The organism is Salinicoccus halitifaciens, assembly GCF_021026095.1.
Classification (GTDB): domain Bacteria; phylum Bacillota; class Bacilli; order Staphylococcales; family Salinicoccaceae; genus Lacicoccus; species Lacicoccus halitifaciens.
This window is the reverse complement of record NZ_JAJNCU010000001.1, coordinates 484,351-510,777: the sequence shown is the minus strand read 5'-3', so window position 1 is coordinate 510,777 and position 26,427 is coordinate 484,351. Positions and strand designations below refer to the sequence as shown.

The window sequence follows — 26,427 nt, the reverse complement described above, 5'->3', positions numbered from 1 at the left end:
CGTAAATTATGGAAAAAGCAAAGTTTGGCGGCCAGGCAGTCGTTGAAGGTGTTATGTTCCAGTCCTCCAGCAATATGGTGACTGCGATACGGAGGACGAACGATGAAATAGAATATTTTGAAATGGAACGCCCACAGAAGAAATGGATCCAGAATTTAAAGAAGATACCAATATTGAGAGGCAATGTGGCAATTATAGAATCGACCGTATACGGGATGAAACACATGGAATATGCCACGGACCGGTTTGAAAGGGATCCTGAGGATGATGTAAAGATCGAATCGGAAAAACAGTCCGCCAATACGGCCAAAATCGTCGTTTCTACGGTGATCGTCGCAATACTTTCCTTCTTGGTGGGTAAATTCCTCTTCACGCTCATACCGGTATTTGTTGCGGAAATGTTCTCAGGCATCATCACCGGACATTTCGGCCAGGTTGCGCTTGAGACGTTCTTCAAGCTGCTGCTCCTGCTCGGCTATATTTATGCGATATCATTTACGCCGATGATCAAACGGCTCTTCCAGTATCATGGTGCGGAACATAAAGTCATCAATGCATATGAGTCGGATAAGCCCCTCACGGTCGATAATGTACAGAACAGCTCGAGGCTTCATTACAGGTGCGGGAGCTCATTCATACTCTTCACAGTCCTGGTCGGTTTCGTCGTCTACATGTTCGTTCCTGTCGATCCATTCTACGTGCGGATCATCAACAGGATACTCCTCATACCGGTAGTTCTTGGATTATCCTTTGAAGTGCTGCAGCTGACCAATAAGCTGAGGGATATACCGGTTCTCAAATGGCTCGGTCTCCCTGGATTGTGGCTGCAGTATTTGACGACGAAACAGCCTCACGATGATCAGGTCGAGGTTGCGATCCATTCATTCAATCAACTCGTACGGAGGGAAAAAGCTTGAAGAAGATTCTTCTATATTTATTTATAGCAATCGCAATTGTCGGTTTGTTGTTCAATCTTGATATGGTGCTGAATATGATCGTCAGTTCATTGATATTCATCCTTGTACTCGGTGCAGTACTGTATGCGGTGTATTATTTCTTTATATTGACGCCGAGCCAGAGGCAGTACAGACGGGCTGTGCGTAAATCAAAAAGAAAATACAAAAAGAAAAAGTGATTTGATGAATCCGCCGGAAAACTCCCGGCGGTTTTTTCATCGCCCGGCGCCCCCCCCCCTTTCCCTCTGGCGTGCGCCTTACATCACTTTACCCTTTAAAAGTAGGCCGAAGTTAATTATAATATTAGATATGCATGAATTTACGAGGAGGACAAGAAGTGGACACTTGGTTAATAATATTAATCATATTGGCTGTACTTATAGCAATATTATTAATAAATGGGCTTCGGAACATGAAGAGCGTCAAAGCCCTGTCAGAAGATGAATTTAAACAGAATATGCGCAAAGTGCAGGTGGTGGACCTGCGTGAAAAGGAAAAGTTCGAGCACGGGCATATCATCGGAGCAAGAAACATCCCGATGATGAACTTTTCCATGAAAATGAATTCACTCAGGAAGGATAAACCGATCTATCTATATGATCAGAACGGCAGGCTTTCCATCAGGGCTGCAAGGATGCTGAGGAAACAAGGATATACGGATATATACATGTTGAAGAACGGCATCAATAAATGGACCGGTAAAATAAAATCCAAAAACAAATAAAAGCAATTCTCCAGTTTCGGAGAATTGCTTTTTTATCTGCATTGATTTAGTTTTTGTGGAAAGGTGTTTTGACGAACTTGGCTTCCACATCTTTGTTTCTTACTTTGATGATGAATTCTTTGTCAATTTCGTGGAAGTCGGTATCGACCATCACAAAGCCGATTGAACGTTTTGAAGCCGGAGACTGCGTACCGCTTGTCACGACACCGACCTGGTTACCGTCTTTGTCGTACGCTTCATAACCTGTACGTGCGATACCTTTGCCTGTGATTTCAAAGCCTTGGAGTTTGCGGGATGCGCCCTCTTCTTTCTGCTTCTGGAGTACATCTTTACCGATGAAGTCACCTTTATCGAGCTTGACCGCAAAGCCCATTTTCGCTTCGATAGGTGTAATCTCTTCAGTCAGATCCTGACCGTGGAGCGGCAGGCCTGCTTCAAGTCTTAGAGTGTCACGGGCACCCAGGCCACATTCAACTGCGCCTTCTTCTTTGAACAGTTTCCAAAGATCTAAAGTATCTTCGCTCTTACAGTAAATCTCAAAGCCGTCCTCGCCTGTGTAGCCTGACTGGGAAAGGATGACATCCTTGCCAGCGACTGAGATATCCTTTTTGAAGCCGAACATCTTGATGCCGCTGATGTCCTCCTCAACGTGCTTCTGCACCATTTCCCTTGCATTTGGACCCTGAACAGCAATCTGGCCATATTCAGGAGAAACGTTTTCAACCTTCACGTCGAAGCCTTCGATTGAATTCAACCATTCGAAGTCCGCATCAGTATTGCCCGCATTGACTACAAGAAGATACTCATCTTCACCGATTTTGTACGCGACGAGGTCATCGATGACGCCGCCCTTTTCATTACAAAGGAAAGTGTAATGCGCTTTTTCATCAGTCAATTTGGTAATATCATTTGTCAATGTATGATTCAGGAATTCCACAGCTTCTTTACCGGAAACTTTGATTTCACCCATGTGGCTGACATCAAATATTCCAGCGTTTTCCCTTACTGCGTTGTGCTCTTCCTTGATGCTTGAGAATTGGACCGGCATTTCCCAGCCGCCGAAATCCACAAGTTTCGCACCACTTTCATGATAATACTCTTTCAACGGTGTTTTTTTCAATTCTGCCATTGATATTCCTCCTTAAAATAGTTAAAACAGAACAACTGCCCAGTTGCCCTGTTGAATGATCTTCAGGATTGCGTCACAATACTGTTCTTTTGCCTGAGAGATTCACCTGGCGGCTTGCTCCTTCGGCGACGATTCAACGTGCTCTCCAGTATTGATCATACGCTGATTTAACTGTTATTCTGTACACTACTGCATTATACCAATAATGAGAATTGGTAGGCAAGTAATACATCCAATTAAACTATTCTCCCGCCGTTTTTTCGAGATCTGCTATGATTTCAACCGTCTCTTCCACTGAGAGTGAGGCGTCAACCGCATAATGGGACGCCGACTCATAATGAGATATGCGGGACTCATAGAGGGCTTTTGCCGCATCGTATCCCCCTTTCAGCATCGGTCTGTTTTCATCATCCTTGATGCGGTCGTATAATGCATCGAAAGGTGCGGATAGATAATATACCGTGTGATGTCCGTTATTTTTAAGGAGGGACCTCGATTCCTCATATGTAATGATGCCGCCGCCGGTCGAGATGACGGCATCAGTGCTGTTGATGATTTTTTTCAGCGATTCCTTTTCAATCTCCCTGAAACCCGCCTCCCCTTCCAATTCGAAAATCGAAGGGATCGGCCGTCCTTCACTTTCAACGATGTAATGATCGAGATCGATGAACTCTTTCTCCAGTCTTTCCGCGAGCCTTTTGCCGACAGTCGTCTTGCCGCTGCCCATAAAACCTGTCAAAATCATTGTTTCACCTTATTCCGATTATTTGATGGATAGAGTTTTCATAAGTCAATATCAGGTTTGTCCTGATCTCTATGATCATCATATATCTATTATAAAAATGAAAGTACAGGGTAATCAAATAAATCAACACTATATAAAGTGAAAAACTGATAAAGCCGTCATTTTCTGATAATAATCGTTTCATCAAATTCCCCATTCGTTTTTATCCTGATACTCACCGCTTCCTCCTCGTTTGAGATCTTCCACTCCACTACGTCGAACAACATGGTGATGAAGCCTTTGCCGTCAATGCTCTTGATGATCCTTGAATCACGGTATCTGTATTCTTCAAGCCCTCTTTCTGTCTCGAAAGCGATCATGTCCCTTCCATTCGTAACGACTTCTTCTGCAGCCTCTGAAACTTCGATGATATCCATGACAAGTATATCACCATCCAGATTTGCATCCACCATCTTCAGCTGGGAGAAGACACCAAACACACCGGGCAGTATAAATGCAATCATACTCATGATTGAGAGAGAAAATAACACCTCAATATAGCTGAAACCCTCATTCCTGGTAGCGGAGGCATAAATCTTCATTCGATTTCTCACATATCTCATCCTGTCTGATAATGTATATTTCATTTCCGGTCTTGAATTCATCGAAATCTTCATATGCTTTCAGATCAAGGAACAACTGCCTGCTGAATTCCAGCTGTTCTTTCGTTTTGATGTCATACTGCACCAAAATGATCAAGGCAGGCAGGAGTATACTGGTGATGATGCCGAGCATCATCAGTGATAATAACGAATCAGCAAGCAGAAAGCCTTCATCTTTCGATTCTGAACTGGCCCTTTTGTATTTGAAACACAAAACTCACATCCTCCCCCCCGCATTTCAAATTCACTCTCCCAAAAGCGTTTGTGTCTCCTGAAGCAATGTACATGAATCTCTTCAACCCGCTGGCAGACAACCGGCAGGCAGTCAGGGCATAAACGTAAGTATCGCTGCCATCCGAAGACCTTGCAATCAACTGGTTGTTCTCATGATCCATCATGACGATATGGGCGGACTCCTCGTATATCGTTTTGGTCTGTGCCGCTTTGAAGAAATAGGAAATATTGCTGATTTCATCATCTGTGTTCAGTACATCATAGTCGGGAAGTGCGCTCACGGATATCAGCAAAATGATGCTGACGACTGCCAGTGTCAGCATCATTTCCATCATTGTAAATCCGTCAGTTCCCTGCTGCCCGTTGTGCCTGACCATTTGTCACCACGATTTGAACATTGTTCGCACAAGTGGTCTGTTCACTTGTTATATATCCGCCAGTGACGAGCGCACCGATATTTGCAGGGTCCGAACCTTCGTTCAACGTATATGCTTCCACCTGGCTCTGGACCATTTTCACTTGTGCGTCACACCCCGTGTCCTGCACATTCGAACTTTGGGCAGCAATATTTGGGATGATGAGTATAATCAGTACTGAAATGACGAGAAGCACCAAAAGCATTTCTATCAATGTGAACCCGTCTTCCTCTTTAAAGAATTTTTTCATAAATGATTTCTTCATATTAAATCCTCCATTTTTTAACCGACGACCGACATCATCTGAAATATGGGCAGAACGATCACCAGGTAAAGGCAGACAATCAGGGCACCCAATACAGTGAATATCACCGGCTGTATTTTTTTGGTCAAATTTTCAATTCTCATGATTATCTTCTCAAGCGTATATTCACTGAAAATGATCAGTTCTTTACCGACTTCGCTGTTCAGTTCCCCGTGACTGATGAACGTTGCGAGCTTATCGTCAAGGGCGGGAATATGGCTGACAGCCACAGAGAGGGAATCCCCCCGGTTCAGATCATTTTCGATAAGTGAAGCGATGTAACTTAAGTGGACGCTCAAAGATTGGTTTTTAAACAATGTTATAATCTCTTTCACTTCAAGTCCGTTATTGATGAAATATCCGAATTCCCTGGAAAAACGGTAAGTATGATAATTCATTACATAGAACTTCACAAGGGGAAATTTGAGCAGGATGTTCAATTGACCTCCAACAGGTGCATATTTGATGATGACATAAATGAGAAATGCAAGGGCGGCAACCCCCGTCAATCCAATCATCACTGCGCCGGGCAGAATTTCCAGCAGGAGCGTAAGTATGCTGACCACCCCATCTGCTTCAGCTCCGACTGATACATACAGAGACTGGAACTGAGGGATGACGGTATAGTTCAGCACGATCAGCATGACTATGAATATGCTGATCAACACCACCGGGTACTGAACCGCTTTGATCAGCTTCGAAGCTGTCGCCCTTCTGTTCTCCAGATAAAGCGATGATTCTTTTAAATTATTTATCATCTCTCCATGAATTTCGGCAAAAGTGATCTGCATGATGATGGATTTGCCAAAACCCAGTACTTTCAGAATTTCACTGAGCTTTTCCCCTTCGTCTATCATCCGCCCTGCCTCTTCTTTAGTGCCTTGTTTGAGGACATCATACTGTTCGAGCAAAAACTTCAATGCATTGTACATCGTAAAACCGCTGTTCATCAGAGCACTCAATTTCAACAGGAAATGGGCATCGTAATTCTTGAGTTTATTGGAATTTCTGGCTGTAAAAAATGAACTTTTCATGATTAAGATAACCTTCTTTTTTTAATGAGATGAGCCGGTCGTTTAATCTCGTGTACTCCACCGGCCTGCCCATCAAGTAATCATTAATCTGTGGTGCAGTTAAAAACTCATATATGATGAAACTTTCAGCATCCGAATGAAGGATTCTCTGATTGACGATAAGGGAGATGCTCTGTTTCAATTCCTCGTCATAGAGACCGAAATCCTTCAGTCTGCTGAGGGTGCTGATGGCCGACTTGCTGTGGAATGTGCTGAATACAAGATGGCCTGAGAGGCTGGCGCGTATCAATTCCCTTGCAATCGTCTTATCTCTGATCTCCCCGAACATCAACACATCCGGATCACACCTCAGGGCACCCTTAAGCAAAGGTGCATAGGATATATCCGCTTTTTCGTTGATCTCCACCTGCACCATGCCGTCAATCTCATATTCCACCGGGTCTTCAATGCTGATCACCTGGCGTGTGCCTTCCTTTATGATTTCATTGAGCAGATTGAACATAAGTGTGGATTTCCCGGAGCCGGTCGGTCCCGTGAACAGGATGAGGCCCTGGGATAACTGCATGTATTTTTTAAAGAAGTCGAATTCGGCGTCATTTAAAAATAAGGACCCGGCCTGCCGCTTTGCCAGGGAACCCAAAATCCTGATGACGACGACTTCATCCATTAAGGTGAGAGGCAATGTGCTGACCCTGATTGCCAGCTCCTCATCGTTCACCTGCATGGCCGTCTTTCCGCTTTGAGGGATCTTATGTTCATTGATATCGAGTTCAGCTATGAATTTTAAGTAATTCACTATACGCTTGAATTCATCTTTTGTGATTTCCATGAAATCTTTCATTATGCCCTTTTGCCGGAACCTTATTTTTCCGCAGTCGCTTTCAAGGATGATATGGATGTCCGTCGCCTGGCCTTTTTTAGCATTCTCCAAAATATCGATAATTTTATTTTTCATAAATAACCCTCCTACTATATATATGCCAATAAACTCGCTTTTTGATCTTTTCTGAGTTAATTCGGCAATTTTTCCGATTCTCTCTATATAATTGAGGGTGATTATAGTATTATGTAATTAACTGACAGCAGATTTAATATAAAGCCTATTTACTTTACTAAATTCTTTACTTATAATTGATAGTGATGAAATGTTTATAACTATCACCTCGATGAAAGGACTGTTCCTATGGATAAGGTATTTAAAACTTTAGGTTTCTGGACAGCGATGTTTACCATTCTGTTCTACGTGGGAGATATGATGATGATGTCTTTATTCTTCCTTGCACAGACAGGATTCTTCGTCCTACTCGGATATATGAAATTGACAGAGAGAATGTATATGTATGTATTTGCAGCTTATCTTGTATTCTTCTTCGTTGGATTTACATACTACACGACATTTATTATGGAGCCGTCATTCGGCTAAGACAAAAAAGGTTCAAACCCGAGGGTTTGAACCTTTTTTATTAATATATATACGGATTTGTCGCTTTTTCATGCTTCACCGATGTCTCCATGCCGTGACCCGGATACACCACCGTGTCGTCCTCCAGCCGGAAAAGTTTATCCTTGATCGAGCGCCTCAGCACATCAAAGCTGCCTTCAAGCAGGTCAGTCCTTCCGACACCGCCATTGAACAGTACATCGCCTGAGAATATCTTCTGTTCATCCCTGAAATAAAAGCTCATGCTTCCGGGGGAATGTCCGGGCGTATGTAGTATCTCAAAGTTGAAGCTGCCGATGGAATACGGCCCTTCACTCAAAATGACGGGGCTGATCTCACTCGCAATCGGCTCGATGCCCATGGAAGCGCGTTTTGCGGACATGTTGAGTTCAGGGTCCCTGATCCATTCCCTTTCCTCACTGCCCATATGGACGTCCACCCCGTACTTCTCATGGACTGCATCCAATGCGCCGATATGATCGTAGTGTGCGTGGGTCAGCAGGATGGCCGACACCGGCAGTCCAATCTCCTCCACAGCATTGAAAATCACCTCAGCCTCAGCTGCAGGGTCGATGATCAGCACTTCCTCTTCGTTTGACAACACATAACAGTTCGTGCCGAGCATTCCCAACGATAAAGTTTTCACATTCATATAACCACTCCCTAAAATTCTTCTAGACATGGTACAATATTAATTATACAATAACAATGAGCTTAAAGAGAAATATGGGGGGTTAAAATACTATGCCTTTCTTAGACACAGGAGAGTTATTTGAAATTGGCGGCGTCACGATCCGCATCGGTCTGAATGCTTTCGCATTGCTGATGGTCATCGTCACTGCCTTTTCAATCTGGGGCATCGTCGGTGCACTTAGAGCAAGAAATATACTGGCTGTTGTATTCAGTATAGCCGCAACTTTGACATTCGGTTTCTTTACGGTGGCTACAATACTTACATACGGCTATCCGGAACTCGGAGTTTAAATTGTAAATCATTGAGATTAGGATATCCTAATCTCTTTTTTTATATTATATAAGGAGTGACTTGAATGAGATATGTATTCATTACGGGAACATCCAGAGGTCTTGGCAATGCTTTACTTGAGATGTTCCAGGAAGACAGGATCATCAGCATTTCACGCAGCGAAGTGGAGACGGACTACCCTTTACATAAGATTTTCCATATCGATTTCCTTGATGAGGGCAGGCTGGAGCAGTCCGTGGACGAAATTTTCTCCTCCATTGATCCCGAGTCCGGCGATGAAATATTCCTGATCAATAATGCCGGAATCGTCGACCCGGTGAAATCTGTCGCAAACATAGATGCTGAAAGCTTCCTGAATAATTATAAGGTCAATGTCCTGGCGCCTGCGCTCTTCATGAAAGGGTTCGTCAACCATTTCAAAGACCATCAGGGTGCAAAGAGGATCCTCACAGTTTCAAGCGGTGCCGCACTGAATCCGATTGAAGGATGGGCCGCGTACTGCAGTTCGAAAGCAGCCGTGAACATGGTCAGTGACGTTTTGAGACTTGAAATGGACAGATTGAAATATCCGATTTTCAGTGCGACTTTCAGGCCCGGGGTCATCGATACGGATATGCAGGAGGAAATCAGGGCTTCGGAAGAAGAAGATTTCCCTGACGTCGCCCGTTTTCAGAAGTATAAGGAAACCAATAAACTGTACAATAAAAAGACCGTCGCCTATGTGCTGAAACGTGTGATCACGTCGGATAACTTCGCCTTCAGCGAAAGCTTCAGCATCAGCGACTTTCTATAAAGATAAAGACTGCCCTCCGGTGATACATTCATCACCGGAGGGCAGTCTTTATTCATTTATGACCGGTATATTGCGCCACTATTTTTGCAGCGCCGTATATCCCCGCATCATTACCGAGTTCTGCAGGTACGATCTCAGTGCCTTCTGCTGCAGGGGGGAAGGCATATTCTTCAAAATAAGTCCGCACCCTGCCGAGCAGAAAATCTCCCGCCCGGCTCAGACCTCCGCCTATAATGATGTGCGAAGGGTTCGTCAGCGATGCGAGGCTGCTGATCCCGACCCCGAGATAGAATGACATTTTGTCCACAAGGAACAGGCTGAGCGGATCTCCGGCCTCCGCATTTTTAAAAACCGTGATGGCTTTCAGGCTGCCGTCCTCGATATGCGTCTTGAGTGCTGATGATTCAAAATCTCCGGAGTACTTCAAAGCAAGGTTTTTAAGCCCGATCGTTGAAGCCACGGATTCGAGGCAGCCGGTCCCGCCGCAGTTGCATTTGAAGTTCTCTCCCACTGCAACTTTCATATGGCCAATCTCCCCTGCACTGCCGTGTGCACCATGCACCAGGTGATGGCCTGCGATGATGCCGCCCCCCACCCCGGTGCCGAGTGTAAGCATGACGACGTCGCCATGGCCTTTTCCTGCCCCGAAAGCCTGCTCGCCGAGGGCTGCGAGGTTTGCATCATTATCCACCACGGCAGGGATGCCGCTGAAGCGTTCAAACTCCTGCCTGATATTTTTATGCGTCCGCCAGTTCAGGTTGATCGCACCATTCACAATGCCCGTACTGAAATCCACGGGGCCCGGCACACCGATGCCGATACCCCGGCAGTCGCCGTAACCCAGCCCCGATTCCTCAAGTTTTTGTTTGAAGGACATATGGACCGCTTCGAGTATGCCACTCCCCTCACGGCTCGTATCCGTCGGAATCTGCCATTTTTCAACCTGTTTCAGGGAGGCATCGAATATGCCGAGCTTGCATGTCGTCCCGCCTATATCTGCTGCTAAAATCATTTTTCTTCAGCCATCCTTCCATTGATGATCAAAATGGAATTCAAATACTCTTCCTTCGTTATCAGCCCGTTTCTGTGAAGCTCCTGGATCTCCATCTTCATCAGCATCAGCCTGTTGACCATGTCCCGATCGTAAACATAGATTCCAAAACGCAACAGTATGTCATTTATATATGTCAGATCATTCTTCAATTCCATTTAGCTCCTCAATGATCAGCTGCAGTTCGGGGTCGCTTACGTCATCCAGCTGGCTTGCCACGGCCTGCATTTCCTCGAACTGGCGATATTTGCGCAGCTCCATCAAACGGTGTTTGGCGACCACTTCGCTCTCCGGTGCAATTTCGTAGCTCAAATCATAGTATTCCCGGGCCCTCTCATCTTCCCCTGCACGTTCATACAGCGAAGCGAGGGCGAAGTAAGTGACTCCGGTCCCGTCACCATCGGCAAAAGTCCGGTTCACGATGGCGAGCGCTTCTTCGTACTCTCCATCTCCAATCGCTTCGAGCGCTGCCGTGTCCATCGGCTGTTCCCCGTCCCCGCTGTTGACGATGAAAAAAAGCGGAACCACAACCATCACAATGACCGCTGCGGCTGCCCCGAGATACCATTTCATCTGCAGCCTGTACGGATTATAGAGCACCCCGAGCAGCAGCCCGGAGATGAGGCCCCCGAGATGCGCATAATGATTGACGTTGCTGAATAATGAAGAGAGCACCGCGATGGCGACCAATGCCAGTGCAACTTGAGAGAGCAGTTTATAGCCCAGGCTTTTATTGAGCAGGAGATGCACCACAATCACCCCGAGGAGCCCGTATACTGCCCCGCTGGCACCGAGAGAGACGGCATCAGTGAGGAACATCAGGGAAAACAGGCTGGCAAGTGTACCCGTCAATACGTATGTAAGAAGCATACGCCACTTACCGTATAATGATTCCACAAACTTACCGAGTACGAATAATGCCGTGATATTAAAAAGGAAATGCTCTACGCCGCTGTGCATGAATGTGCTGGTCAGCAGGCGGTGGTAATCGCCGCCCGCTACGGCAGGATGGCTCACAGCCAGCCGGTCCACCATCTCCAATGAGCCCAGTATATTGATGTAAAAGGCATTGATCAGGAAGAGCACTGCATTGATGGCAATCAGAAGATAAGTCATCGGCGTATACTTGGTCAAGTGCGATTCCAAAGGATGGGCGGACATCACTTTCCTGGCATAGTGATTTTCCGTCTTTTTGGTTTTCTGATGCATCTCGAGCCTGTAGAAAGGATGGTTGATCAGGCTGCTGTAGCTGGTCATGCCTCTGTGGGTGATTTTGACCCCGTCATCCTTGATCTTCTCCTTGAAGGGTTCAGGCCCTTCATAATACACCTTGAAGCTCTTGACATTGTATCCGGCAAGCCTTGAGAACTCCATATGCCGGTTCACTATATTCTCTGTCAGCAATTGCCGCCTCTCCGCCGAAAGCGTCCCGTCATTGATGAGCATCATCGTCCGGGTGCCTTCATCCTTCAGCCAGATGATATTGTTGTAATCATCATGGTTGAAGAACGAGTAGTTTGTAAAACGGATGACTTCATAGGCGGTTTTCCATATTTCAGCCATTCATCAACGACCCGCTTCGGCATTCAGTTTTCTTTCGGGCGTGATGATGAAGTCCACCGGGATGTCATGCGCTTCCTTCTCTACTTCACCGAACTGCTCTTCGAAGATGACCGAAACTTTATGCCCTTTGAAATCTTTCAGGAATTTATCATAAAACCCGCCGCCGTATCCGATGCGGTAGCCTTCTTCATCAAATACGAGGCCCGGCACGACGACCAGGTCGAAGTCATTGTATGGGGTCGTCACCGGTGGTATCCTGATACCTTTTTCATCTTTTTTGACTTCATCCATGGTGGTGAACGGATAGAAATTCATGACTTTTTCCTTGTAGTCGCAGACGGGGTTATAAACCTCTATGCCATCATCAAGCAGGCTCAGGATGATGTTGTCGGTATCCATCTCATGAGGCATTGACAGCACTATCCCCACTGATTTGAAGTCATTTCCTTTGATATAGTCGAGCAGCTCGGATTTCAACACGTTTTCCTGCTGCTGCTTATATTCCTCATCGAGATTGGACAGGCGCTCGATCATCTGTTTCCTTGATTCTTTTTTAGACATTCATAATCCCCACTTTCTTTAATATGACTCAATTATAAATATATACAACTTAAAAACAAAATAAAAGTATCCTTAAGGATACTTTTATAAATGATTAATCCAGTTTTTCGATCTTTTCACCGGTCAGAACAAAATAAACATGTTCGGCGATATTCTTGACATGATCACCGATTCTCTCCAGATATTTCGCACAAAGCTGGCTCTGTCCGGTGATGAACAAATCCGTCTCCTCGAATATATCGGAAGTGGTGACGTGGACGAACAGGCTGTCGATATCCTTATCCCGTTCATAAACTTCCTCACACAGCGAAGCATCCTGCTCCTGATAAGCCGTGTAGACGTCCTTCAGCATCAGGGAAGCCAGCTGCTCCATCGTGCTCAGGCGTAGCAGCAGCTTTTCATTCGTGATTTTCACGCGTTTCCTCACTTCGCCGAGGTTGCTGATGTTGTCACTGATCCGCTCAAGGTCGTAGGCGATCTTGATGCTTGAGATGATGATGCGTGTATCCGTTGCGACGGGTGCCTGTGTCGTGATCAGTGTAACGGCATGTGAGTTGATGTTATATTCCAGCCTGTTGACTTCCTTATCGCCCGCCACCAGTTCCCTTGCCGGGGTGATGTCCTCCCTGCTGAGCAGGCCTGTCGCCCCCTGCAGACGCTCATAGCATATATGGCCGAGGTCTATCACTTCATTGACCAGGGACTGGAGGTCGTTTGTATATTTTTCCCTGTAGGACATATTACCCGAATCTTCCGGAAACGTAATCTTCAGTTCTCTGATCCCTCGGGTTTTCAAAGATGACTTTTGTGTCATCGTGTTCAACCACGTAGCCCTGATAGAAGAAAGCCGTCGTATCGGATACCCTCGCCGCCTGCTGCATATTGTGTGTGACCACGATGATGCTGTAGTTCTTCTTCAGCTCATGCATGAGGTCTTCGACTTTCGTCGTTGAAATCGGGTCGAGTGCACTGGTCGGTTCATCCATCAGGATGACATCCGGTTCAGTGGCAAGCGCCCTTGCGATGCATATGCGCTGCTGCTGCCCGCCTGATAAGCCGTACGCATTTTCATTCAGGCGGTCTTTGACCTCGTCCCATATTGCCGCATCACGCAGGCTTTTCTCAACCACTTCATCAAGTATCTTCTTTTTACGAATCCCGTGTACACGCGGACCGTATGCGACATTATCATAGATCGACTTCGGGAACGGGTTCGGCTTCTGGAAGACCATGCCGACTTTCGTCCTCAATTCTTCAACGGTCATTTTACGGTTGAAGATATCCTGGTCACGGTAAAGTATCTCACCTTCGGTTCTGACGATCGGCACAAGTTCGACCATGCGGTTCAACGCTTTGACGAATGTCGACTTGCCGCAGCCCGACGGGCCGATGATCGCAGACACTTCATTTTGGTTGAACCTGAGATTGATGTCCTGCAGAGCGTGGTTATCGCCGTACCATAAGTTGAAGTTATTCGTCTTGAAAACAGGCTTCCGCTCGGCACTTTCCTGTGTCCCCGTATGCGCCCTGTCCTCCAGCACAGCTGTGCCTGCATTTTTTGTGATAGTGTTTGCTTCCATTATATTTACCATTTATGTTCCCTCCAAATTAATAACGTCTTGAAAATTTATTGCGGATGAAAATTGCGACCGAGTTCATCAAAATCAGTATCGCAAGCAGCACTATGATTCCCGCTGCCGCCAAATACTGGAATTCTTCCTGCGGCATCTTGATCCATGCATAAATCTGCATCGGCATCGCCTGGAAGGAATCCAGGAAACCGTCAGGCGTCACGAGCAGTGTCGTCGGTACACCGATGACGACGAGTGGTGCCGTTTCGCCGATTGCACGTGATATTGCCAGTATGATACCCGTGATGATGCCGGGGATTGCCGCCGGCAGGATGATCCTTGATACCGTCTGCCATTTTGTCGCACCCATGCCGATGGATGCTTCACGTACAGTTGAAGGCACTGACCGGATCGCCTCCTGTGATGAGACGACGATGACCGGGAGGATCATCAATGCGAGTGTAAGCCCTGCAGCGAGCACCGAGTTCCCCATCGCCATTGCACGGACGAAAATCGCAAGCCCGAGGAGGCCGAACACCACTGAAGGCACCCCTGCGAGGTTCGAAATGTTGATCTTGATGAAATCCGTCACTTTATTTTTCGGTGCATATTCTTCAAGATAGAGTGCAGTCGCCACAGACAGGAAAATCGCAACGGGCACGGTCACGAACATCAGCCAGAGTGAACCGATGATCGCCCCGTAGAATCCGGCTGATTCAACCCTGGAAGAACTGAAATTCGTCAGGAAATCCATGTTCAGATAGCCGACGGCATCCATCAGTGTATCCACGATGAGTGTCACGAGTACAATCAAGCCGACCATGGTGCAGAGGAAGAATATCCACTTCATGGCATTGTTCAGCGTCAGTCGGCCGGAACGTTTTTTCGCGATTACATTTTTATCGATGAGCTGCATTTAATATTCCTCCCTGTACCGCTTCGTTATCCACTGCGAAATGATGTTCATTGTGAATGTCATTACGAATAATGTCATTCCCACTGCAAATAAGCTGAAATAAAGAGATGATCCGTATGCCGCATCACCTGAAGTGATCTGCACTATGAAGCCGGTCATCGTCTGGAGTGATGATGTAATGTCAAGACTTGCATTCGGGGTACTTCCCGCTGCGATGGAGACGATCATCGTCTCACCGATCGCCCTTGAAACTGCAAGGACGATAGAGGCGATGATGCCCGATACAGCGGCAGGCAAAACGATTTTGAACGTCGTTTCAAGCCTTGTCGCACCCATGCCGAGTGAACCTTCACGCATTGAGTTTGGTACGGAGCTCATGGCGTCCTCACTCAGGCTCGCAATCATCGGGATGATCATGATGCCTACGACAAGGCCCGCACTGATGGCATTGTATAATGAAATCTCAGGCCAGATCGACTGAAGTACAGGCGTCACGAAGTTGATCGCAAAGAAACCGTACACCACTGTCGGAATACCCGCCAGCACTTCGAGGATCGGTTTTATGATCTTTCTGACGCGCTCTGTCGCATATTCGCTCAGGTAGATCGCCGCGCCGAGGCCGACAGGCACCGCAAAAACCGTTGCGATGGCGACCACTTTCATGGTGCCCATCACCAGCGCCCAGATTCCGAACTCAGGCTCTGCCCCGTACGGGCTCCAGTTGGCGGATGTGATGAATGTCATGAATGATTCTCTGCTGAAAAATTCCAGTGACTGGGAGATCAGCGTGTAAAGGATGCCGATGGTCGCTAAAATGGATACAGATGTAATAAGGAATAGTATGACAGGAATCGATTTTTCAACGACCGCACCTTTATTGGATTTATTTTTTTGAATCATTTCTTGTATATTATAATTACTCATGATTTGCCTCACTTTCAGTCAAAAAGGACGGGCAAAGGTCTCCCGTCCGATAGTATGATACTGGTTTCTGATTAGTTCCCGGTATTTGGCAGCTTGTCATATTGTTCCTGTTGAGCATCTTCTTCAAGTGGAACATATCCGACTGCTTCAGCAGCTTCAGTTGAATTCACTACTACGAATTCAAAGAATGTATGAAGCGTTTCATTATTTTCCAGAGCCTCGTTGCTTACATAAGAGTACAGCGGGCGGGAAAGTGGATATTCAAAAGTCATGACATTCTCGTTTGTCGGTTCAACTGCTTCCTCATCTTCAGGCCCCTGGATCGGTACTGCTTTCAGCGTATCCTGATTTTCAAGGTAGAAAGCATAACCGAAGAAACCGATTGAGTTTGGATCACCGACTACAGAAGAAACGACCTGGTTGGTATCCTGGATGAGTTCAGCTTCAACACCTTCTTCATCCATCACTTCTTCATTGAAGAAATCGTGTGTACCATGAGACTGGTCCGGACCGTAAGCAGTGATCGGCTCGTCCGGGAAATCTTCACGCACATCGGACCAGCTTGAAGCTTCACCGCTGTAAATCGTGTTCAGTTCATCGAAAGTCAGTGAATCGACGAAATCATTTTCCTGGTTGACTGCAACAGTCAGGCCATCGGTGGCGATCAGCATTTCCGTGACCTCGACACCCGCATCGTCAAGCTGCTGCTGCTCTTCGTCGGCAATCGGACGTGAAGCGTTCGCAAACTGTGCCGAACCGTCGATCAATGCACTGAAACCTGAACCGGTTCCGTTGCCGCCGAGCTCGACAGGAATGCCGTATTCAGCGTTGAAATCTTCAACAAGAACGTTAAGTATCGGGAATACTGTAGATGAACCTTCACCGACGATCTGGTCGTCTTCTTCGTTGACATCACCCGTTACGGCAAGGCCGTTTCCGTTTGATGCACTTTCATCTTCAGAACCCTCTTCTTCAGTGGATTCTTCGTCCGCCGATCCTTCTTCAGCACTTTCTTCATCTGTCGACTCTTCAGTGGACGCTTCCTCTGAAGTCTCCTCTTCCGACTCTCCGTTCCCGCCACCGCAGGCAACAAGAATGAACATCAAGCTCATAAGCAAAGCCGTAAGAAACAAGCTCTTCTTCATACTAAAATTCCTCCAATTGTCAATGTAGTAACTGCTGTTACATATATACAATAACGGTTGAATGTAAATGTGTAATGAACGAATTGTAAAGTTTATGTAAATTCGGGGAATAAAAAAACCTGCCAGATCATATCTGGCAGGTCAGTAGTCCCCGTATTCCAATTGTGGATAGAACCAGTCGAGGTCGTAGTCGAAAGGCGCTTTCTCCTCCTGGCCGTATTCAATTTCATAAAACTTATTGACGACATCCGCACCGAAATACTGTGCAGGGAAGAATGGTATGGTGTACGGCATGTTCGGGAATATGACCGAAAAGGCCATATCCGGATCATCATAAGGTGCATACCCCAGATAAGTCTGGTTGAAGACGTCATTGCCGTCTTTGAATGTTTCCGCCGTCCCGGTCTTGCCGGCAGCTTTCGGCTCAAGTTCGTGATATGCATCCCAGCCGGTCCCGTAACGGTCCGTCGACTGGTCATGGGTGTTGAACACATCATAGAAACCGTCATGCACCTGCTGCCACTCATCATCCGAGATGTTGACATTGTTCAGGACCCTCGGGTTGAAAGTCTTCAAAACCGGCCCTTCATCGTTGGCATTGCTGCCGCGCACCTCTTTTGCGAGATTGAGTTCCATCCGCTTGCCTTCGGTCGCTATCGTCGACACATACTGGCTCAGCTGCAGGGCCGAGTATGTATCATACTGCCCGATTGATAAATATAAATAGTTGCTGGCCGGATACTGTCCGAAATCCGGTGAAAGCCCCGTTGCCTCGTTCGGCAGGTCGATGCCTGTGGAAACACCGAGCCCGAACTGGTTCAGGCCGTTTCTGAGTGTCTGCCCCGCTGCCGTAATATCGTGCGGCAGTGACATGCCTTCGGCATACTCCAGTCCGGCAAGCCTCAGGGCGATCTTATACATATAGACGTTGGAGGACACCATCAGCGCCTCCTGGTCATCGATCGGGATCTGTGAGTTCCGGTTGAAGAAGGAAGTCCTTGGATTGTCTCCGCTGAAACGGAGCGGCTCATCCAGCATGACCTCCCCTGCTTCGAGTACATCTTCCTGATAGCCGGTCACTACAGTGGCACCTTTGATCGAGGATCCCGGCACAAATGTCGAAGTCAACGTCCCGTAATGGAAGTCGACGATCTCCCCGTCCTCGTTGATCTGCTTACCCACCATGGCCAGCACATCACCGTTGTTCGGGTCCTGGACAACGAGCAGCACCGTGTCGAGATATTCCGGGATGATCGTATAATCGATGCTTCCTGTCACCGCATCCCTCGCATTGACACCTTCAGCAAGTTCCCTTAGGGACGACAGATGATGTTCCGCAAGTTCCTCCAGCTCAAGCTGCAGTTCGATATCGATGGTGAGGTACAGATCATCTCCCGGTTCACCGCTCTCCACCGTCTCCTGTCCGATGATCTTACCTGACTTGTCGGTCGAATACTTGACCTGTTCCTTTTTACCCCTCAGTACATCTTCATACTGAAGTTCGAGGTAGGTCTTCCCGACCCTGTCATTCCGGGAGTAGCCCATGGCCAGATATTCCTCAAGCATCTCCCTCGGCAGGCCTTCATCCGGTGAAGAGACTTCGCCGAATATGGTTTTAAGCGTATTGTCGTAAGGGTAATACCTCTCCCAGTCCATGCCTGTGGAGATGCCTTCAAGGTCATCGAGTGCTGCATTGACGCTCGCGAACTCCTCTTCCGTCACATCTTCATTTTTAATGATGGCAGGGTTCAGTTCCGGCGCATTCACCATTTCCACGTATATGCCAAGGGTGTTCAGGTCTTCCTCGGATAAAATATCATCGACGAAGTCCTCGTCTGCCCTGTTGTAGAATTCCTCATTGAAATCCGCCCTGCTGATATTGCCGTCCTGGAGCAGCGTATATTCATCACTCATCAAAGTGCTGACTTCATCAGGATAATTGTTGATGATGAAATCCTGCTTGTCCCTGAGTGAAATGGTATCTATATCCATCTGTATGTACTCGCTTAATTCGACTGCCACATCCATTATTTCAGATGTGCTCATATTTCTGTGCCTCGTAAAATAAATCGCCGGCCTCGACTCATTGCCGACAAGGAGGTTCCCGTTTCGGTCATAGATTTCGCCGCGCGGCACGCTCTGGTTGATCTCGACATACTGGGCATTTTCAATCTCTTCCTGGTATTCATCACCCTGCACAATCTGCAGATATCCCAGTCTGAAGATCAATATCAGGCACAAAAAGAATATGACTGAAATGATGATATTTATCCTGGCCCTTAAAGTCTGCCTGTTTATGGCTTCCAAACTTTTAACTTTAGCTCTTCTCACTGGACTTCATTCCTTAATACAAAAATACTAACGTCATTTTATCACAGGAGGCCGTTTATAGATATAAAAAAAGACGGGGCCCAAGCCCCGTCCATGACAATTTAATATTATTTAGCAGCTTTATAAAGCTCGTTCACTTTTTCCCAGTTAACAACGTTCCAGAATGCTTTGAGGTATTCAGGACGTTTGTTCTGATACTTGAGGTAGTATGCGTGCTCCCACACGTCCACACCAAGGATCGGTGTTTTGCCGTCAGTGATCGGGTTGTCCTGGTTCGGTGTAGACACAACTTCAAGTTCCCCGTTGTTGACGACCAGCCACGCCCAGCCTGAACCGAATCGACCTGCGCCGGCTGCTTCAAATTCTTCTTTGAAAGCATCCAATGAACCGAATTTTGATTCGATGGCGTCTTTTACGTCACCGCTCGGCTCGGAAGAATCAGGAGTCAGCATCTCCCAGAATAATGAGTGGTTGTAATGTCCGCCGCCATTATTGCGTACTGCAGTCTTGATATCTTCAGGTACAGAGTTCAGATTCTTGATGACCTCTTCGATATCTTTGGATTCAAGATCCGTTCCTTCCACTGCATCGTTCAATTTGGTGACGTACGTGTTGTGGTGCTTAGAATGGTGAATTTCCATAGTTTCTTTGTCAATGTGTGGTTCCAATGCATCATATGCATACGGTAATTCTGGTAGTTCAAAAGCCATAGTTAATTCCCCTCCAATAAGATTTTACATATTAAATATAACAATTCAATGTTAGAATAACAAATGAATTGTTTCAGCTTCCATCATAATCATACCTTCGTATGGTTTTTTATAAACATTACCGGCCGGAGCTGCTGAAATACTGCATGAGATGTGCATCATGGTCCTTTAAAATTTGGTAAAGATTGAGTTAAACGATTCGTTACGGTTACAATTCAATGTTATATTTAGTATAATAACAAATGATTTAAGAAAGTATTTATATGAGGAGTTTGGATATGTCTGAAATTATACATCGTACTAAAACAAGACAGGTGAAGGTCGGCGACCTGACCATCGGTGGTGAGGACCAGATTGTCATCCAGAGCATGACAACGACCAAGACACATGATGTGGAAGCGACTGTTGCTGAAATCAAACGTCTGGAAGAAGCCGGTTGTCAGATTGTTCGAGTGGCATGCCCGAGAGAAGAAGATGCTTTAGCAATTCCTGAAATTAAAAAACAGATCAACATACCTTTGGTTGTGGATATACATTTCGATTATAAACTTGCGCTTCTCGCCGTCGAGGGCGGTGCTGATAAGATCCGTATCAACCCGGGCAACATCGGCCGCCGTGAACGTGTGGAAGAAGTCGTCAAAGCCTGTAAGGCAAAAGGCATTCCGATCCGTATCGGGGTCAATGCGGGAAGCCTGGAGAGGCATATCATCAAAAAGTACGGCTACCCTACCGCAGACGGCATGGTGGAAAGTGCACTGCACCATATCAAGATACTTGAAGATCTCGATTTCCATGACATCATCGTTTCAATGAAAGCCTCCGATGTCAACCTTGCGATCGAAGCATACACGAAAGCCGCCAAGGCTTTTGATTATCCGCTGCATCTCGGCATCACGGAGAGCGGAACTTTATTTGCCGGAACAGTCAAAAGTGCTGCAGGACTCGGTGCAATCATTTCACTCGGCATCGGCAGCACACTCAGGATTTCACTGTCGGCCGATCCGGTGGAGGAAGTCAAAGTCGCAAAAGAACTTCTGAAATCTTTCGGACTGGCAAGTAATGCAGCCACTCTGATCGCCTGCCCGACATGCGGAAGGATTGAAATCGATCTGATCGCCATAGCGAATGAAGTGGAAGAATACATTTCCACGATTAAAGCTCCGATAAAAGTTGCGGTGCTCGGATGTGCCGTCAACGGTCCGGGTGAAGCCAGGGAAGCGGATATCGGCATCGCCGGTGCGCGTGGCGAAGGCCTGCTCTTCATGCATGGCGAGACGGTCAGGAAAGTGCCTGAAGAAACGATGGTCGAGGAACTGAAGAAAGAGATCGACATCCTGGCGGAAGCACATTACGAAAAAGAGCGCCTCGCCAAAGAGGAAGCTTCTGTAAACAAATAAAATATCTTTTAAATGGACATGGGTCTTATCCCATGTCTTTTTTATCGTCATTTGATTGAATATTCCGTCAAATGAAAAATACTTGCATTCCTTTTGCATCCTTAACATATTCTTTACAGAACCACTGGTACTATTTAAATATTTGTAAATTATAATCAAGGCTGAGTCGGATGCGAGGAGGGATATTATAAAATCTGCAATCATACGAAGAATCGATGACCATTACGGCACATTATCAAAAGGACAAAAAGCGATCGCGGATGAGCTGATCAAAAAAGATAACCATTTCGTCTATTTGAACATTGAGGAATTGAGTTCGGACCTCGGCGTCTCCACTGCCTCACTCTCAAGGTTCATAAAGAAAATCGGCTATGAAAACTATTCATCCTTCAAACGGGATATGCAGGCGGTCCAGCATAAAGCCCTGGATCCTTCGATGAAGATGAAATCCTTCCTCTCGGGATTCCAAAGTGATGATGACAACATCAAATCCCAAATTTTGAAGGACATCGATGTCATGTCATCATTCATGCAGTCTCTGGATATGGAGTCCGTAAAGGAATCGGTCCTCAAAATTTCAAGAGCGAAAAGTATAGTGCTCGCAGGGCTCGGCATTTCCAAGTCGCTCGTATATTTCTATGACTTCAGGCTTCAGAGGATGGGCATAAAGACGAAATGCCTGATCAATGGCGGCACCGAATTCATCGAAGCACTCTCAACACTCACAGATGAAGATCTGATCATCGTCATCAGCTTCAAAAGGGAGTATAAAGAAATGGTGCTGGCACTGAAGTACGCCCGTGAAAATAATATCCAGTCGATTGCACTGACCGAAAACGCGCAGGGCAACATCACGAAATACGCAGATACCGTCCTGCATGTCACACGCGGCCCGGATCATGCCCTGAATTCCCTGAGTGTGCCGATGTCCCTATCAAACGCACTGCTGCTTGAGTCGGCTTCCCACAGGAAGGAAGTCATTTACGAACACATGAACAAAATCAAAAATCTGAATGAGGATTACTTTAAAATGGAGGAATGAAATCAATGAAAAAACTTGCTTATCTGACACTTGTATCAATGATTACTGTTTTGCTTGCCGCCTGCGTGAATGGTGAAAATACTGAAGTTGAGGCGGAGACCGGAGGTAACGAAGACTGGCCCGAGACGCTCAGGTTCGGTGCCGCCGATATAGAAGGAATGGAACAGCTCCACACAGAGTTCGAACCGTTCCGTGCGGAACTGGAAGATGCCCTCGATATGGAAGTTGAATTTTTTGCCCTGTCCAACCGTACGACTGCCGTCACTGCGATGGAATATGATCAGGTGGATCTTTTATTTGCCGGCGGTGCTGAATATGTCATGATGGATTCGGCCGATGAGAATACAGAACCGATTGCTGCACTGACACGTCCCGGCTATCTACCGGTGATCATCTCACATGAGGGCAGCGGAATCGAATCGATCGAAGATATGGAAGGTGCAAGCATCGCATTGAGTGATATCGGTTCAACCAGTGCATATATCATGCCGATGAAGATGTTTAATGATGCCGGCTTTGATGTGGAGAACGACATTGAAGCATATACGCTCGGTGATACGATGTATGAGGCATTTTTGACCGGTGAAACGGACACTCTGGCGCTTACCGCCCTGAATTATGAAGATATTGTTGAAGAAGAAGGTGATATCTTCAATGTGGTCGCGGAAGGTCCGGCACTGCCGAACGATCTGATCGTCGCTTCCCCCCACCTGCCTGAAGATCTCGTCGAATTTTTGGAGGAGAAGATGATTGAGAACGGAGATGTGCTCATTGATGCCATCGTCAGCACCGGGGAGAATGACAAGTTCAGTGAATCTGAATTCATCAGCGCAGAGGACAGCGACTACGACGGTTTGAGGGAAGCATATGAGCTTCTCGGCCTCGATTTTGAATGATGCGGAAGGAGATGGATATATGTTTAAAATAGCAACCTCGACGGATGTCATCCGGCATCTCCCTTTTGAAGAAGCCCTGCAGTTGATCCGTGATACCGGTTTTGAAGGTGTTGAAATCTGGATGGGCCATGTGAATCAAAGCGGCCTGTCCGCCCGGGAAATAAAAAAACTGATGTCCCGTCACCGGTTCGATTACCAGGTCCATGCGGATGTGAGGGACGTCAACCTGACATCAATCAACCCCGGGATCAGAAAAGAATCCATACGCCAGACTAAAGAGACACTTGAATTCTGCAGGGATATCGGTGCAGAACTCCTCATCCTCCACCCCGGGCGGATGTCATCGTCGAAGGATAAGCCCGAAGACTTGTGGCCGGTGCAGATTGAAACATTCAAGGAGATCGCGGATCACGCCGAAAAAACGGGTGTCAAAATCGGGATAGAGAATATGGAGAAACGGCCGAAGGAATTCATCAACACGGCCGCAGAAATGTGCCGACTGATCAAAGCCGTGGACCATCCTTTAATCGGAATGACGCTCGATCTCGCCCACTGCCATAGTGTGGGAGATGTTGAGGAATATATCAGGAAAATCGATGTGCCTGTATTCAATGTACATATCAGCCAGGCGGACCATGAAAAGATGCATCTGCCGTTCAACAGCAGCTCCCGGGATCTGATCAACTTTGAAGAAGTGATGCATGTGCTCTCTTCAATCTATTCCGGAATGATCGTCAATGAATCATATGACGGAAAAGACCCGGAAGCTGTACTGAAAGAGGCGTTTCATGCGATGAAGCATCTGAACAGTGAAATAATAAAGTGATAAAAAAAGACTTCCGGGGTGATTTACCCCGGAAGTCTTTTTTATGCGGACGTCCTGCACCTTTGACAAAAGCCGTACAGCTCGACCTTATGGTTCGTAATCTCCACATCCTGCAGTTCCTTCTGCCACGTTTCAAACGGGCAGTAGCGTATCACTTTTGTATCTCCGCATGCTTCGCAGATGAAGTGATGATGATGGTGGTCGGAGCAGGCGATCTTAAACTGCATCTCACCTTCAAAATTCGTGCTTTCAAGCACTTCAATTTCCTTCAAAGTATATAAATTCCTGTAAATCGTGTCGTAACTCAGACTCGGATAGACTGAATGCAGCTTCTCCTGCACTTCCTTCGCACTTAAGTAACGGTCTTCATTTAAAAACAGTTCAATCATCGTCATTCTTCTTGCGGTGATTTTCAGCTTGTTATCCTTAAGCATGTTCTCATACTTCCTGAGCTCTTCTGCCATTCCGGTTCACCCCCAGCTGATTAAATAGTATGGTTCCAAGCAGTATCAATATGGAAATCAAAACGATCGTGCCGCCAGGTGATATATTGAGGTAAAAACTCAGGATCAGGCCGGTGATCACGGAGATCTCCCCAAAAATCACACTGACTGTCATCAGTTGCCTGAAGCTGGATGTTATCCTCATTGCACTGGCCACCGGCAGTGTCATCAGGGCACTGACGAGGAGTATTCCAACGATTCTCATTGAAGCGCTGATGACGAGCGCCACCACGATGATGAAAGCGATGTAAATCCATTTATTGATTTTCATGACATTGGCATACTCTTCATCGAAAGAAACCATGAACAGTTCTTTATACAATAAAAATATGAAAGCGACGACGATGATGCCGATGACTGAAATCAGGATCAGATCATTGAAGCTCACTGCACTGATGCTCCCGAACAGATACCCAAACAGATCCTGGTTGAAGCCGTTCGCAAGGGAGAGGAACACGATGCCCACCGCTATGCCAAGACTCATGATGATCGGGATGGCAAGCTCCTGGTAGTGTTTATATACATTGCGCAGCCGCTCTATGCCGAGTGCCCCTAAAATGGAGAATATGATTCCCGTGATAAGCGGGTTGATCGTGACGGCAAAGACAGAAGACAAATAAACACCGAAGGCAATCCCGCCGAGAGTGACATGGCTGAGTGCATCCGCAATCAGTGACAACCGTCTGATCACTATGAAAGTCCCGATCAGCGGTGCAATGAAACCAGCAATGATGCCGCTGATGAAAGAGTATCTTATGAACTCATAATCCATGAGTGCCTGTATCATCCGCAGCACTCCCTGTCGTGATCGTGGCTGACGAGCTGGAGAGGGAACCCATAAATTTTGGAAAGTTCCGCCTCACCCAGATTTTTGAACTCATGGTTGGTGCCATGAAAATGAAGATGTTCATTCAGGCAGGCAACTTCATTCGCGTGGTCGACGACCACCCCGATATCATGCGTGACCAGGAGTATTGTGACCGAACGTTCCTTCAGTTTCAAAAGCACTTCATAAAATTCCTTGACATGCTTATTGTCGATGCCGACGGTCGGTTCATCAAGGACAAGGATGGACGGGTCATTGATCAAGGCCCTTGCAATGAAAACGCGTTGGGTCTGGCCGCCCGACAATGAGGAGATGTTCTTATCCTTCAGATGCTCTATATCCAAAAGCCTCAACACTTCATCCAGCCTCTCCCGGTCCTTTTTCTTAAACTTTTTGAAAAGGCCTTTCTGCCTGGTGAGGCCGCTCATGATCACTTCACTGACAGATGCGGGGAAACCTTTGGCAAAGCTGTTGGACTTTTGGGAGACATACCCTATTTCCTGTCCGGCATCATACTTTTGATAATTCCGCCCGTTGATATAGATTTCACCCTGCTGCGGTTTTAATGCGCCGAGGATCAATTTTATCAATGTCGTCTTTCCGGAGCCGTTCGGCCCGACAAGAGCTACAAAGTCACCCTTATCAATCTTTAAATTTATATTTTTCAATGCAGGTGTATGTTCAAGTTTATCTTTATAGGTGTATGAAATATTTTTTATTTCAAAGACCGGTTCAGACATTCGATCGCTCCTTTAAAATAATG

General features: G+C 46.5%; 33 protein-coding genes and 1 riboswitch. Of the genes, 10 read left to right on the top strand and 23 right to left on the bottom strand.

The genetic code is table 11. The features are described 5' to 3' along the window. The first annotated feature begins 8 nt into the window (after nt 1-8). The 3 genes from LPW40_RS02550 to LPW40_RS02540 all read left to right on the top strand — a co-directional run bounded on the left by LPW40_RS02550 (nt 9) and on the right by LPW40_RS02540 (nt 1,680). Nucleotides 9-917 carry a DUF1385 domain-containing protein gene (locus LPW40_RS02550; RefSeq protein WP_230820662.1) on the top strand — a complete coding sequence of 303 codons (909 nt, stop codon included), beginning with the start codon at nt 9-11 and terminating at the stop codon, nt 915-917. Further along, the gene (locus tag LPW40_RS02545) at nt 914-1,135 is read left to right on the top strand and encodes an SA1362 family protein (RefSeq protein WP_230820661.1); all 222 of its coding nucleotides are present in this window, start codon (nt 914-916) and stop codon (nt 1,133-1,135) included. Before LPW40_RS02550 ends, LPW40_RS02545 begins: the two co-directional genes overlap by 4 nt. Nucleotides 1,136-1,269: 134 nt before the next feature. Then, on the top strand, nt 1,270-1,680 hold the full coding sequence (locus LPW40_RS02540) for a rhodanese-like domain-containing protein (protein WP_230820660.1): 411 nt from the start codon (nt 1,270-1,272) through the stop codon (nt 1,678-1,680). A 46-nt stretch (nt 1,681-1,726) separates the two neighbouring features. On the opposite strand, the gene gcvT is transcribed toward LPW40_RS02540, so the two are convergent. From gcvT to comGA, 8 genes are all read right to left on the bottom strand, one after another. Beyond that, nucleotides 1,727-2,809 (bottom strand): glycine cleavage system aminomethyltransferase GcvT, encoded by a 1,083-nt coding sequence (gene gcvT, locus LPW40_RS02535; protein WP_230820659.1) that lies wholly within the window; start codon nt 2,807-2,809, stop codon nt 1,727-1,729. Between the two features lie 71 nt (nt 2,810-2,880). Continuing rightward, nucleotides 2,881-2,968, bottom strand: a riboswitch (glycine riboswitch). Nucleotides 2,969-3,050: 82 nt separating this feature from the next. Further along, nucleotides 3,051-3,548, bottom strand: a complete 498-nt coding sequence (locus LPW40_RS02530) for a shikimate kinase (RefSeq protein ID WP_230820658.1) — start codon at nt 3,546-3,548, stop codon at nt 3,051-3,053. 164 nt (nt 3,549-3,712) lie between these two features. Further along, the gene (locus LPW40_RS02525) at nt 3,713-4,063 is read right to left on the bottom strand and encodes a ComGF family competence protein (protein ID WP_230820657.1); all 351 of its coding nucleotides are present in this window, start codon (nt 4,061-4,063) and stop codon (nt 3,713-3,715) included. 40 nt (nt 4,064-4,103) lie between these two features. Continuing rightward, the gene (locus LPW40_RS02520) at nt 4,104-4,409 is read right to left on the bottom strand and encodes a hypothetical protein (RefSeq protein ID WP_230820656.1); all 306 of its coding nucleotides are present in this window, start codon (nt 4,407-4,409) and stop codon (nt 4,104-4,106) included. Continuing rightward, nucleotides 4,366-4,806, bottom strand: coding sequence for a prepilin-type N-terminal cleavage/methylation domain-containing protein (locus LPW40_RS02515; RefSeq protein WP_269063173.1), 441 nt, complete (start codon nt 4,804-4,806; stop codon nt 4,366-4,368). Before LPW40_RS02515 ends, LPW40_RS02520 begins: the two co-directional genes overlap by 44 nt. Further along, complete coding sequence (gene comGC, locus LPW40_RS02510; protein WP_230821058.1) at nt 4,775-5,095, bottom strand: competence type IV pilus major pilin ComGC; 321 nt, start codon at nt 5,093-5,095, stop codon at nt 4,775-4,777. Before comGC ends, LPW40_RS02515 begins: the two co-directional genes overlap by 32 nt. A gap of 32 nt (nt 5,096-5,127) precedes the next feature. Further along, nucleotides 5,128-6,183, bottom strand: a complete 1,056-nt coding sequence (gene comGB, locus LPW40_RS02505; protein ID WP_230820654.1) for a competence type IV pilus assembly protein ComGB — start codon at nt 6,181-6,183, stop codon at nt 5,128-5,130. Beyond that, entirely contained in the window at nt 6,146-7,138 is a 993-nt protein-coding gene (comGA, locus tag LPW40_RS02500) for a competence type IV pilus ATPase ComGA (protein WP_230820653.1), read from the bottom strand. The genes comGB and comGA overlap by 38 nt, the downstream gene beginning before the upstream one ends. 228 nt (nt 7,139-7,366) lie before the next feature. On the opposite strand from comGA, the gene LPW40_RS02495 reads away from it, so the two are divergent. After that, nucleotides 7,367-7,606: a DUF2626 family protein gene (locus LPW40_RS02495; protein WP_230820652.1), complete on the top strand. Its 240-nt coding sequence runs from the start codon at nt 7,367-7,369 to the stop codon at nt 7,604-7,606. Between the two features lie 40 nt (nt 7,607-7,646). Here the strand turns inward: LPW40_RS02495 and LPW40_RS02490 are convergent, their stop codons facing one another. Continuing rightward, entirely contained in the window at nt 7,647-8,276 is a 630-nt protein-coding gene (locus LPW40_RS02490) for an MBL fold metallo-hydrolase (protein ID WP_230820651.1), read from the bottom strand. A gap of 92 nt (nt 8,277-8,368) precedes the next feature. Between LPW40_RS02490 and LPW40_RS02485 the strand changes: the two genes are divergently transcribed. Then, entirely contained in the window at nt 8,369-8,608 is a 240-nt protein-coding gene (locus tag LPW40_RS02485; RefSeq protein ID WP_230820650.1) for a DUF2759 domain-containing protein, read from the top strand. Between the two features lie 65 nt (nt 8,609-8,673). Then, complete coding sequence (locus tag LPW40_RS02480) at nt 8,674-9,402, top strand: SDR family NAD(P)-dependent oxidoreductase (protein ID WP_230820649.1); 729 nt, start codon at nt 8,674-8,676, stop codon at nt 9,400-9,402. 52 nt (nt 9,403-9,454) lie between these two features. Here LPW40_RS02480 and LPW40_RS02475 read toward each other — a convergent pair whose 3' ends face one another. From LPW40_RS02475 to LPW40_RS02425, 11 genes are all read right to left on the bottom strand, one after another. Then, nucleotides 9,455-10,414: an ROK family glucokinase gene (locus LPW40_RS02475; protein WP_230820648.1), complete on the bottom strand. Its 960-nt coding sequence runs from the start codon at nt 10,412-10,414 to the stop codon at nt 9,455-9,457. Further along, complete coding sequence (locus LPW40_RS02470) at nt 10,411-10,611, bottom strand: YqgQ family protein (protein ID WP_230820647.1); 201 nt, start codon at nt 10,609-10,611, stop codon at nt 10,411-10,413. The genes LPW40_RS02475 and LPW40_RS02470 overlap by 4 nt, the downstream gene beginning before the upstream one ends. Then, the gene (locus LPW40_RS02465) at nt 10,595-12,016 is read right to left on the bottom strand and encodes a rhomboid family intramembrane serine protease (RefSeq protein ID WP_230820646.1); all 1,422 of its coding nucleotides are present in this window, start codon (nt 12,014-12,016) and stop codon (nt 10,595-10,597) included. The genes LPW40_RS02470 and LPW40_RS02465 overlap by 17 nt, the downstream gene beginning before the upstream one ends. A gap of 3 nt (nt 12,017-12,019) precedes the next feature. Then, nucleotides 12,020-12,577, bottom strand: coding sequence for a 5-formyltetrahydrofolate cyclo-ligase (locus tag LPW40_RS02460; protein ID WP_230820645.1), 558 nt, complete (start codon nt 12,575-12,577; stop codon nt 12,020-12,022). Nucleotides 12,578-12,671: 94 nt separating this feature from the next. Continuing rightward, on the bottom strand, nt 12,672-13,316 hold the full coding sequence (phoU, locus tag LPW40_RS02455) for a phosphate signaling complex protein PhoU (RefSeq protein ID WP_230820644.1): 645 nt from the start codon (nt 13,314-13,316) through the stop codon (nt 12,672-12,674). Nucleotide 13,317: 1 nt separating this feature from the next. Continuing rightward, nucleotides 13,318-14,160 carry a phosphate ABC transporter ATP-binding protein PstB gene (gene pstB, locus LPW40_RS02450; RefSeq protein WP_413775987.1) on the bottom strand — a complete coding sequence of 281 codons (843 nt, stop codon included), beginning with the start codon at nt 14,158-14,160 and terminating at the stop codon, nt 13,318-13,320. Between the two features lie 25 nt (nt 14,161-14,185). Continuing rightward, nucleotides 14,186-15,064 (bottom strand): phosphate ABC transporter permease PstA, encoded by an 879-nt coding sequence (gene pstA / locus LPW40_RS02445; RefSeq protein WP_230820642.1) that lies wholly within the window; start codon nt 15,062-15,064, stop codon nt 14,186-14,188. Beyond that, nucleotides 15,065-15,991, bottom strand: coding sequence for a phosphate ABC transporter permease subunit PstC (gene pstC, locus LPW40_RS02440; RefSeq protein WP_413775986.1), 927 nt, complete (start codon nt 15,989-15,991; stop codon nt 15,065-15,067). A gap of 68 nt (nt 15,992-16,059) precedes the next feature. Then, on the bottom strand, nt 16,060-17,133 hold the full coding sequence (locus LPW40_RS02435) for a phosphate ABC transporter substrate-binding protein PstS family protein (RefSeq protein ID WP_230820641.1): 1,074 nt from the start codon (nt 17,131-17,133) through the stop codon (nt 16,060-16,062). 141 nt (nt 17,134-17,274) lie between these two features. Further along, complete coding sequence (locus tag LPW40_RS02430) at nt 17,275-19,374, bottom strand: peptidoglycan D,D-transpeptidase FtsI family protein (RefSeq protein ID WP_230820640.1); 2,100 nt, start codon at nt 19,372-19,374, stop codon at nt 17,275-17,277. 197 nt (nt 19,375-19,571) lie between these two features. Next, entirely contained in the window at nt 19,572-20,174 is a 603-nt protein-coding gene (locus LPW40_RS02425) for a superoxide dismutase (RefSeq protein WP_230820639.1), read from the bottom strand. Nucleotides 20,175-20,452: 278 nt separating this feature from the next. On the opposite strand from LPW40_RS02425, the gene ispG reads away from it, so the two are divergent. The 4 genes from ispG (at nt 20,453) to LPW40_RS02405 (ending at nt 24,335) form a co-directional block, all read left to right on the top strand. Then, nucleotides 20,453-21,571, top strand: coding sequence for a flavodoxin-dependent (E)-4-hydroxy-3-methylbut-2-enyl-diphosphate synthase (ispG, locus tag LPW40_RS02420; RefSeq protein WP_269063171.1), 1,119 nt, complete (start codon nt 20,453-20,455; stop codon nt 21,569-21,571). A gap of 148 nt (nt 21,572-21,719) precedes the next feature. Then, complete coding sequence (locus tag LPW40_RS13660; protein ID WP_330166173.1) at nt 21,720-22,613, top strand: MurR/RpiR family transcriptional regulator; 894 nt, start codon at nt 21,720-21,722, stop codon at nt 22,611-22,613. Between the two features lie 5 nt (nt 22,614-22,618). Further along, entirely contained in the window at nt 22,619-23,509 is an 891-nt protein-coding gene (locus tag LPW40_RS02410) for a PhnD/SsuA/transferrin family substrate-binding protein (RefSeq protein ID WP_230820638.1), read from the top strand. 19 nt (nt 23,510-23,528) lie between these two features. Further along, entirely contained in the window at nt 23,529-24,335 is an 807-nt protein-coding gene (locus tag LPW40_RS02405) for a sugar phosphate isomerase/epimerase family protein (protein WP_230820637.1), read from the top strand. Nucleotides 24,336-24,376: 41 nt separating this feature from the next. Here LPW40_RS02405 and LPW40_RS02400 read toward each other — a convergent pair whose 3' ends face one another. Genes LPW40_RS02400 through LPW40_RS02390 form a run of 3 tightly spaced genes read right to left on the bottom strand, consistent with a single transcriptional unit; the run spans nt 24,377 to nt 26,404 of the window. After that, nucleotides 24,377-24,799, bottom strand: coding sequence for a Fur family transcriptional regulator (locus LPW40_RS02400; RefSeq protein WP_230820636.1), 423 nt, complete (start codon nt 24,797-24,799; stop codon nt 24,377-24,379). Continuing rightward, a complete protein-coding gene (locus LPW40_RS02395) occupies nt 24,774-25,625 on the bottom strand; it encodes a metal ABC transporter permease (RefSeq protein ID WP_230820635.1) in 852 nt (283 codons plus the stop codon). The genes LPW40_RS02400 and LPW40_RS02395 overlap by 26 nt, the downstream gene beginning before the upstream one ends. Continuing rightward, nucleotides 25,622-26,404 carry a metal ABC transporter ATP-binding protein gene (locus LPW40_RS02390; RefSeq protein WP_230820634.1) on the bottom strand — a complete coding sequence of 261 codons (783 nt, stop codon included), beginning with the start codon at nt 26,402-26,404 and terminating at the stop codon, nt 25,622-25,624. The genes LPW40_RS02395 and LPW40_RS02390 overlap by 4 nt, the downstream gene beginning before the upstream one ends. Nucleotides 26,405-26,427 lie beyond the last annotated feature (23 nt).

Coding starts and splice junctions, on each gene's coding strand:
- LPW40_RS02550 (WP_230820662.1), top strand. CDS start 9: ATGGAAAAAGCAAAGTTTGGCGGCCAGGCAGTCGTTGAAGGTGTTATG.
- LPW40_RS02540 (WP_230820660.1), top strand. CDS start 1,270: ATGAATTTACGAGGAGGACAAGAAGTGGACACTTGGTTAATAATATTA.
- gcvT (WP_230820659.1), bottom strand. CDS start 2,809: ATGGCAGAATTGAAAAAAACACCGTTGAAAGAGTATTATCATGAAAGT.
- LPW40_RS02525 (WP_230820657.1), bottom strand. CDS start 4,063: ATGAGTATGATTGCATTTATACTGCCCGGTGTGTTTGGTGTCTTCTCC.
- LPW40_RS02515 (WP_269063173.1), bottom strand. CDS start 4,806: ATGGTCAGGCACAACGGGCAGCAGGGAACTGACGGATTTACAATGATG.
- comGC (WP_230821058.1), bottom strand. CDS start 5,095: ATGAAAAAATTCTTTAAAGAGGAAGACGGGTTCACATTGATAGAAATG.
- comGB (WP_230820654.1), bottom strand. CDS start 6,183: ATGAAAAGTTCATTTTTTACAGCCAGAAATTCCAATAAACTCAAGAAT.
- comGA (WP_230820653.1), bottom strand. CDS start 7,138: ATGAAAAATAAAATTATCGATATTTTGGAGAATGCTAAAAAAGGCCAG.
- LPW40_RS02495 (WP_230820652.1), top strand. CDS start 7,367: ATGGATAAGGTATTTAAAACTTTAGGTTTCTGGACAGCGATGTTTACC.
- LPW40_RS02490 (WP_230820651.1), bottom strand. CDS start 8,276: ATGAATGTGAAAACTTTATCGTTGGGAATGCTCGGCACGAACTGTTAT.
- LPW40_RS02485 (WP_230820650.1), top strand. CDS start 8,369: ATGCCTTTCTTAGACACAGGAGAGTTATTTGAAATTGGCGGCGTCACG.
- LPW40_RS02480 (WP_230820649.1), top strand. CDS start 8,674: ATGAGATATGTATTCATTACGGGAACATCCAGAGGTCTTGGCAATGCT.
- LPW40_RS02475 (WP_230820648.1), bottom strand. CDS start 10,414: ATGATTTTAGCAGCAGATATAGGCGGGACGACATGCAAGCTCGGCATA.
- LPW40_RS02470 (WP_230820647.1), bottom strand. CDS start 10,611: ATGGAATTGAAGAATGATCTGACATATATAAATGACATACTGTTGCGT.
- LPW40_RS02465 (WP_230820646.1), bottom strand. CDS start 12,016: ATGGCTGAAATATGGAAAACCGCCTATGAAGTCATCCGTTTTACAAAC.
- LPW40_RS02460 (WP_230820645.1), bottom strand. CDS start 12,577: ATGTCTAAAAAAGAATCAAGGAAACAGATGATCGAGCGCCTGTCCAAT.
- phoU (WP_230820644.1), bottom strand. CDS start 13,316: ATGTCCTACAGGGAAAAATATACAAACGACCTCCAGTCCCTGGTCAAT.
- pstA (WP_230820642.1), bottom strand. CDS start 15,064: ATGCAGCTCATCGATAAAAATGTAATCGCGAAAAAACGTTCCGGCCGA.
- LPW40_RS02435 (WP_230820641.1), bottom strand. CDS start 17,133: ATGAAGAAGAGCTTGTTTCTTACGGCTTTGCTTATGAGCTTGATGTTC.
- LPW40_RS02425 (WP_230820639.1), bottom strand. CDS start 20,174: ATGGCTTTTGAACTACCAGAATTACCGTATGCATATGATGCATTGGAA.
- ispG (WP_269063171.1), top strand. CDS start 20,453: ATGTCTGAAATTATACATCGTACTAAAACAAGACAGGTGAAGGTCGGC.
- LPW40_RS02410 (WP_230820638.1), top strand. CDS start 22,619: ATGAAAAAACTTGCTTATCTGACACTTGTATCAATGATTACTGTTTTG.
- LPW40_RS02405 (WP_230820637.1), top strand. CDS start 23,529: ATGTTTAAAATAGCAACCTCGACGGATGTCATCCGGCATCTCCCTTTT.
- LPW40_RS02400 (WP_230820636.1), bottom strand. CDS start 24,799: ATGGCAGAAGAGCTCAGGAAGTATGAGAACATGCTTAAGGATAACAAG.
- LPW40_RS02395 (WP_230820635.1), bottom strand. CDS start 25,625: ATGATACAGGCACTCATGGATTATGAGTTCATAAGATACTCTTTCATC.
- LPW40_RS02390 (WP_230820634.1), bottom strand. CDS start 26,404: ATGTCTGAACCGGTCTTTGAAATAAAAAATATTTCATACACCTATAAA.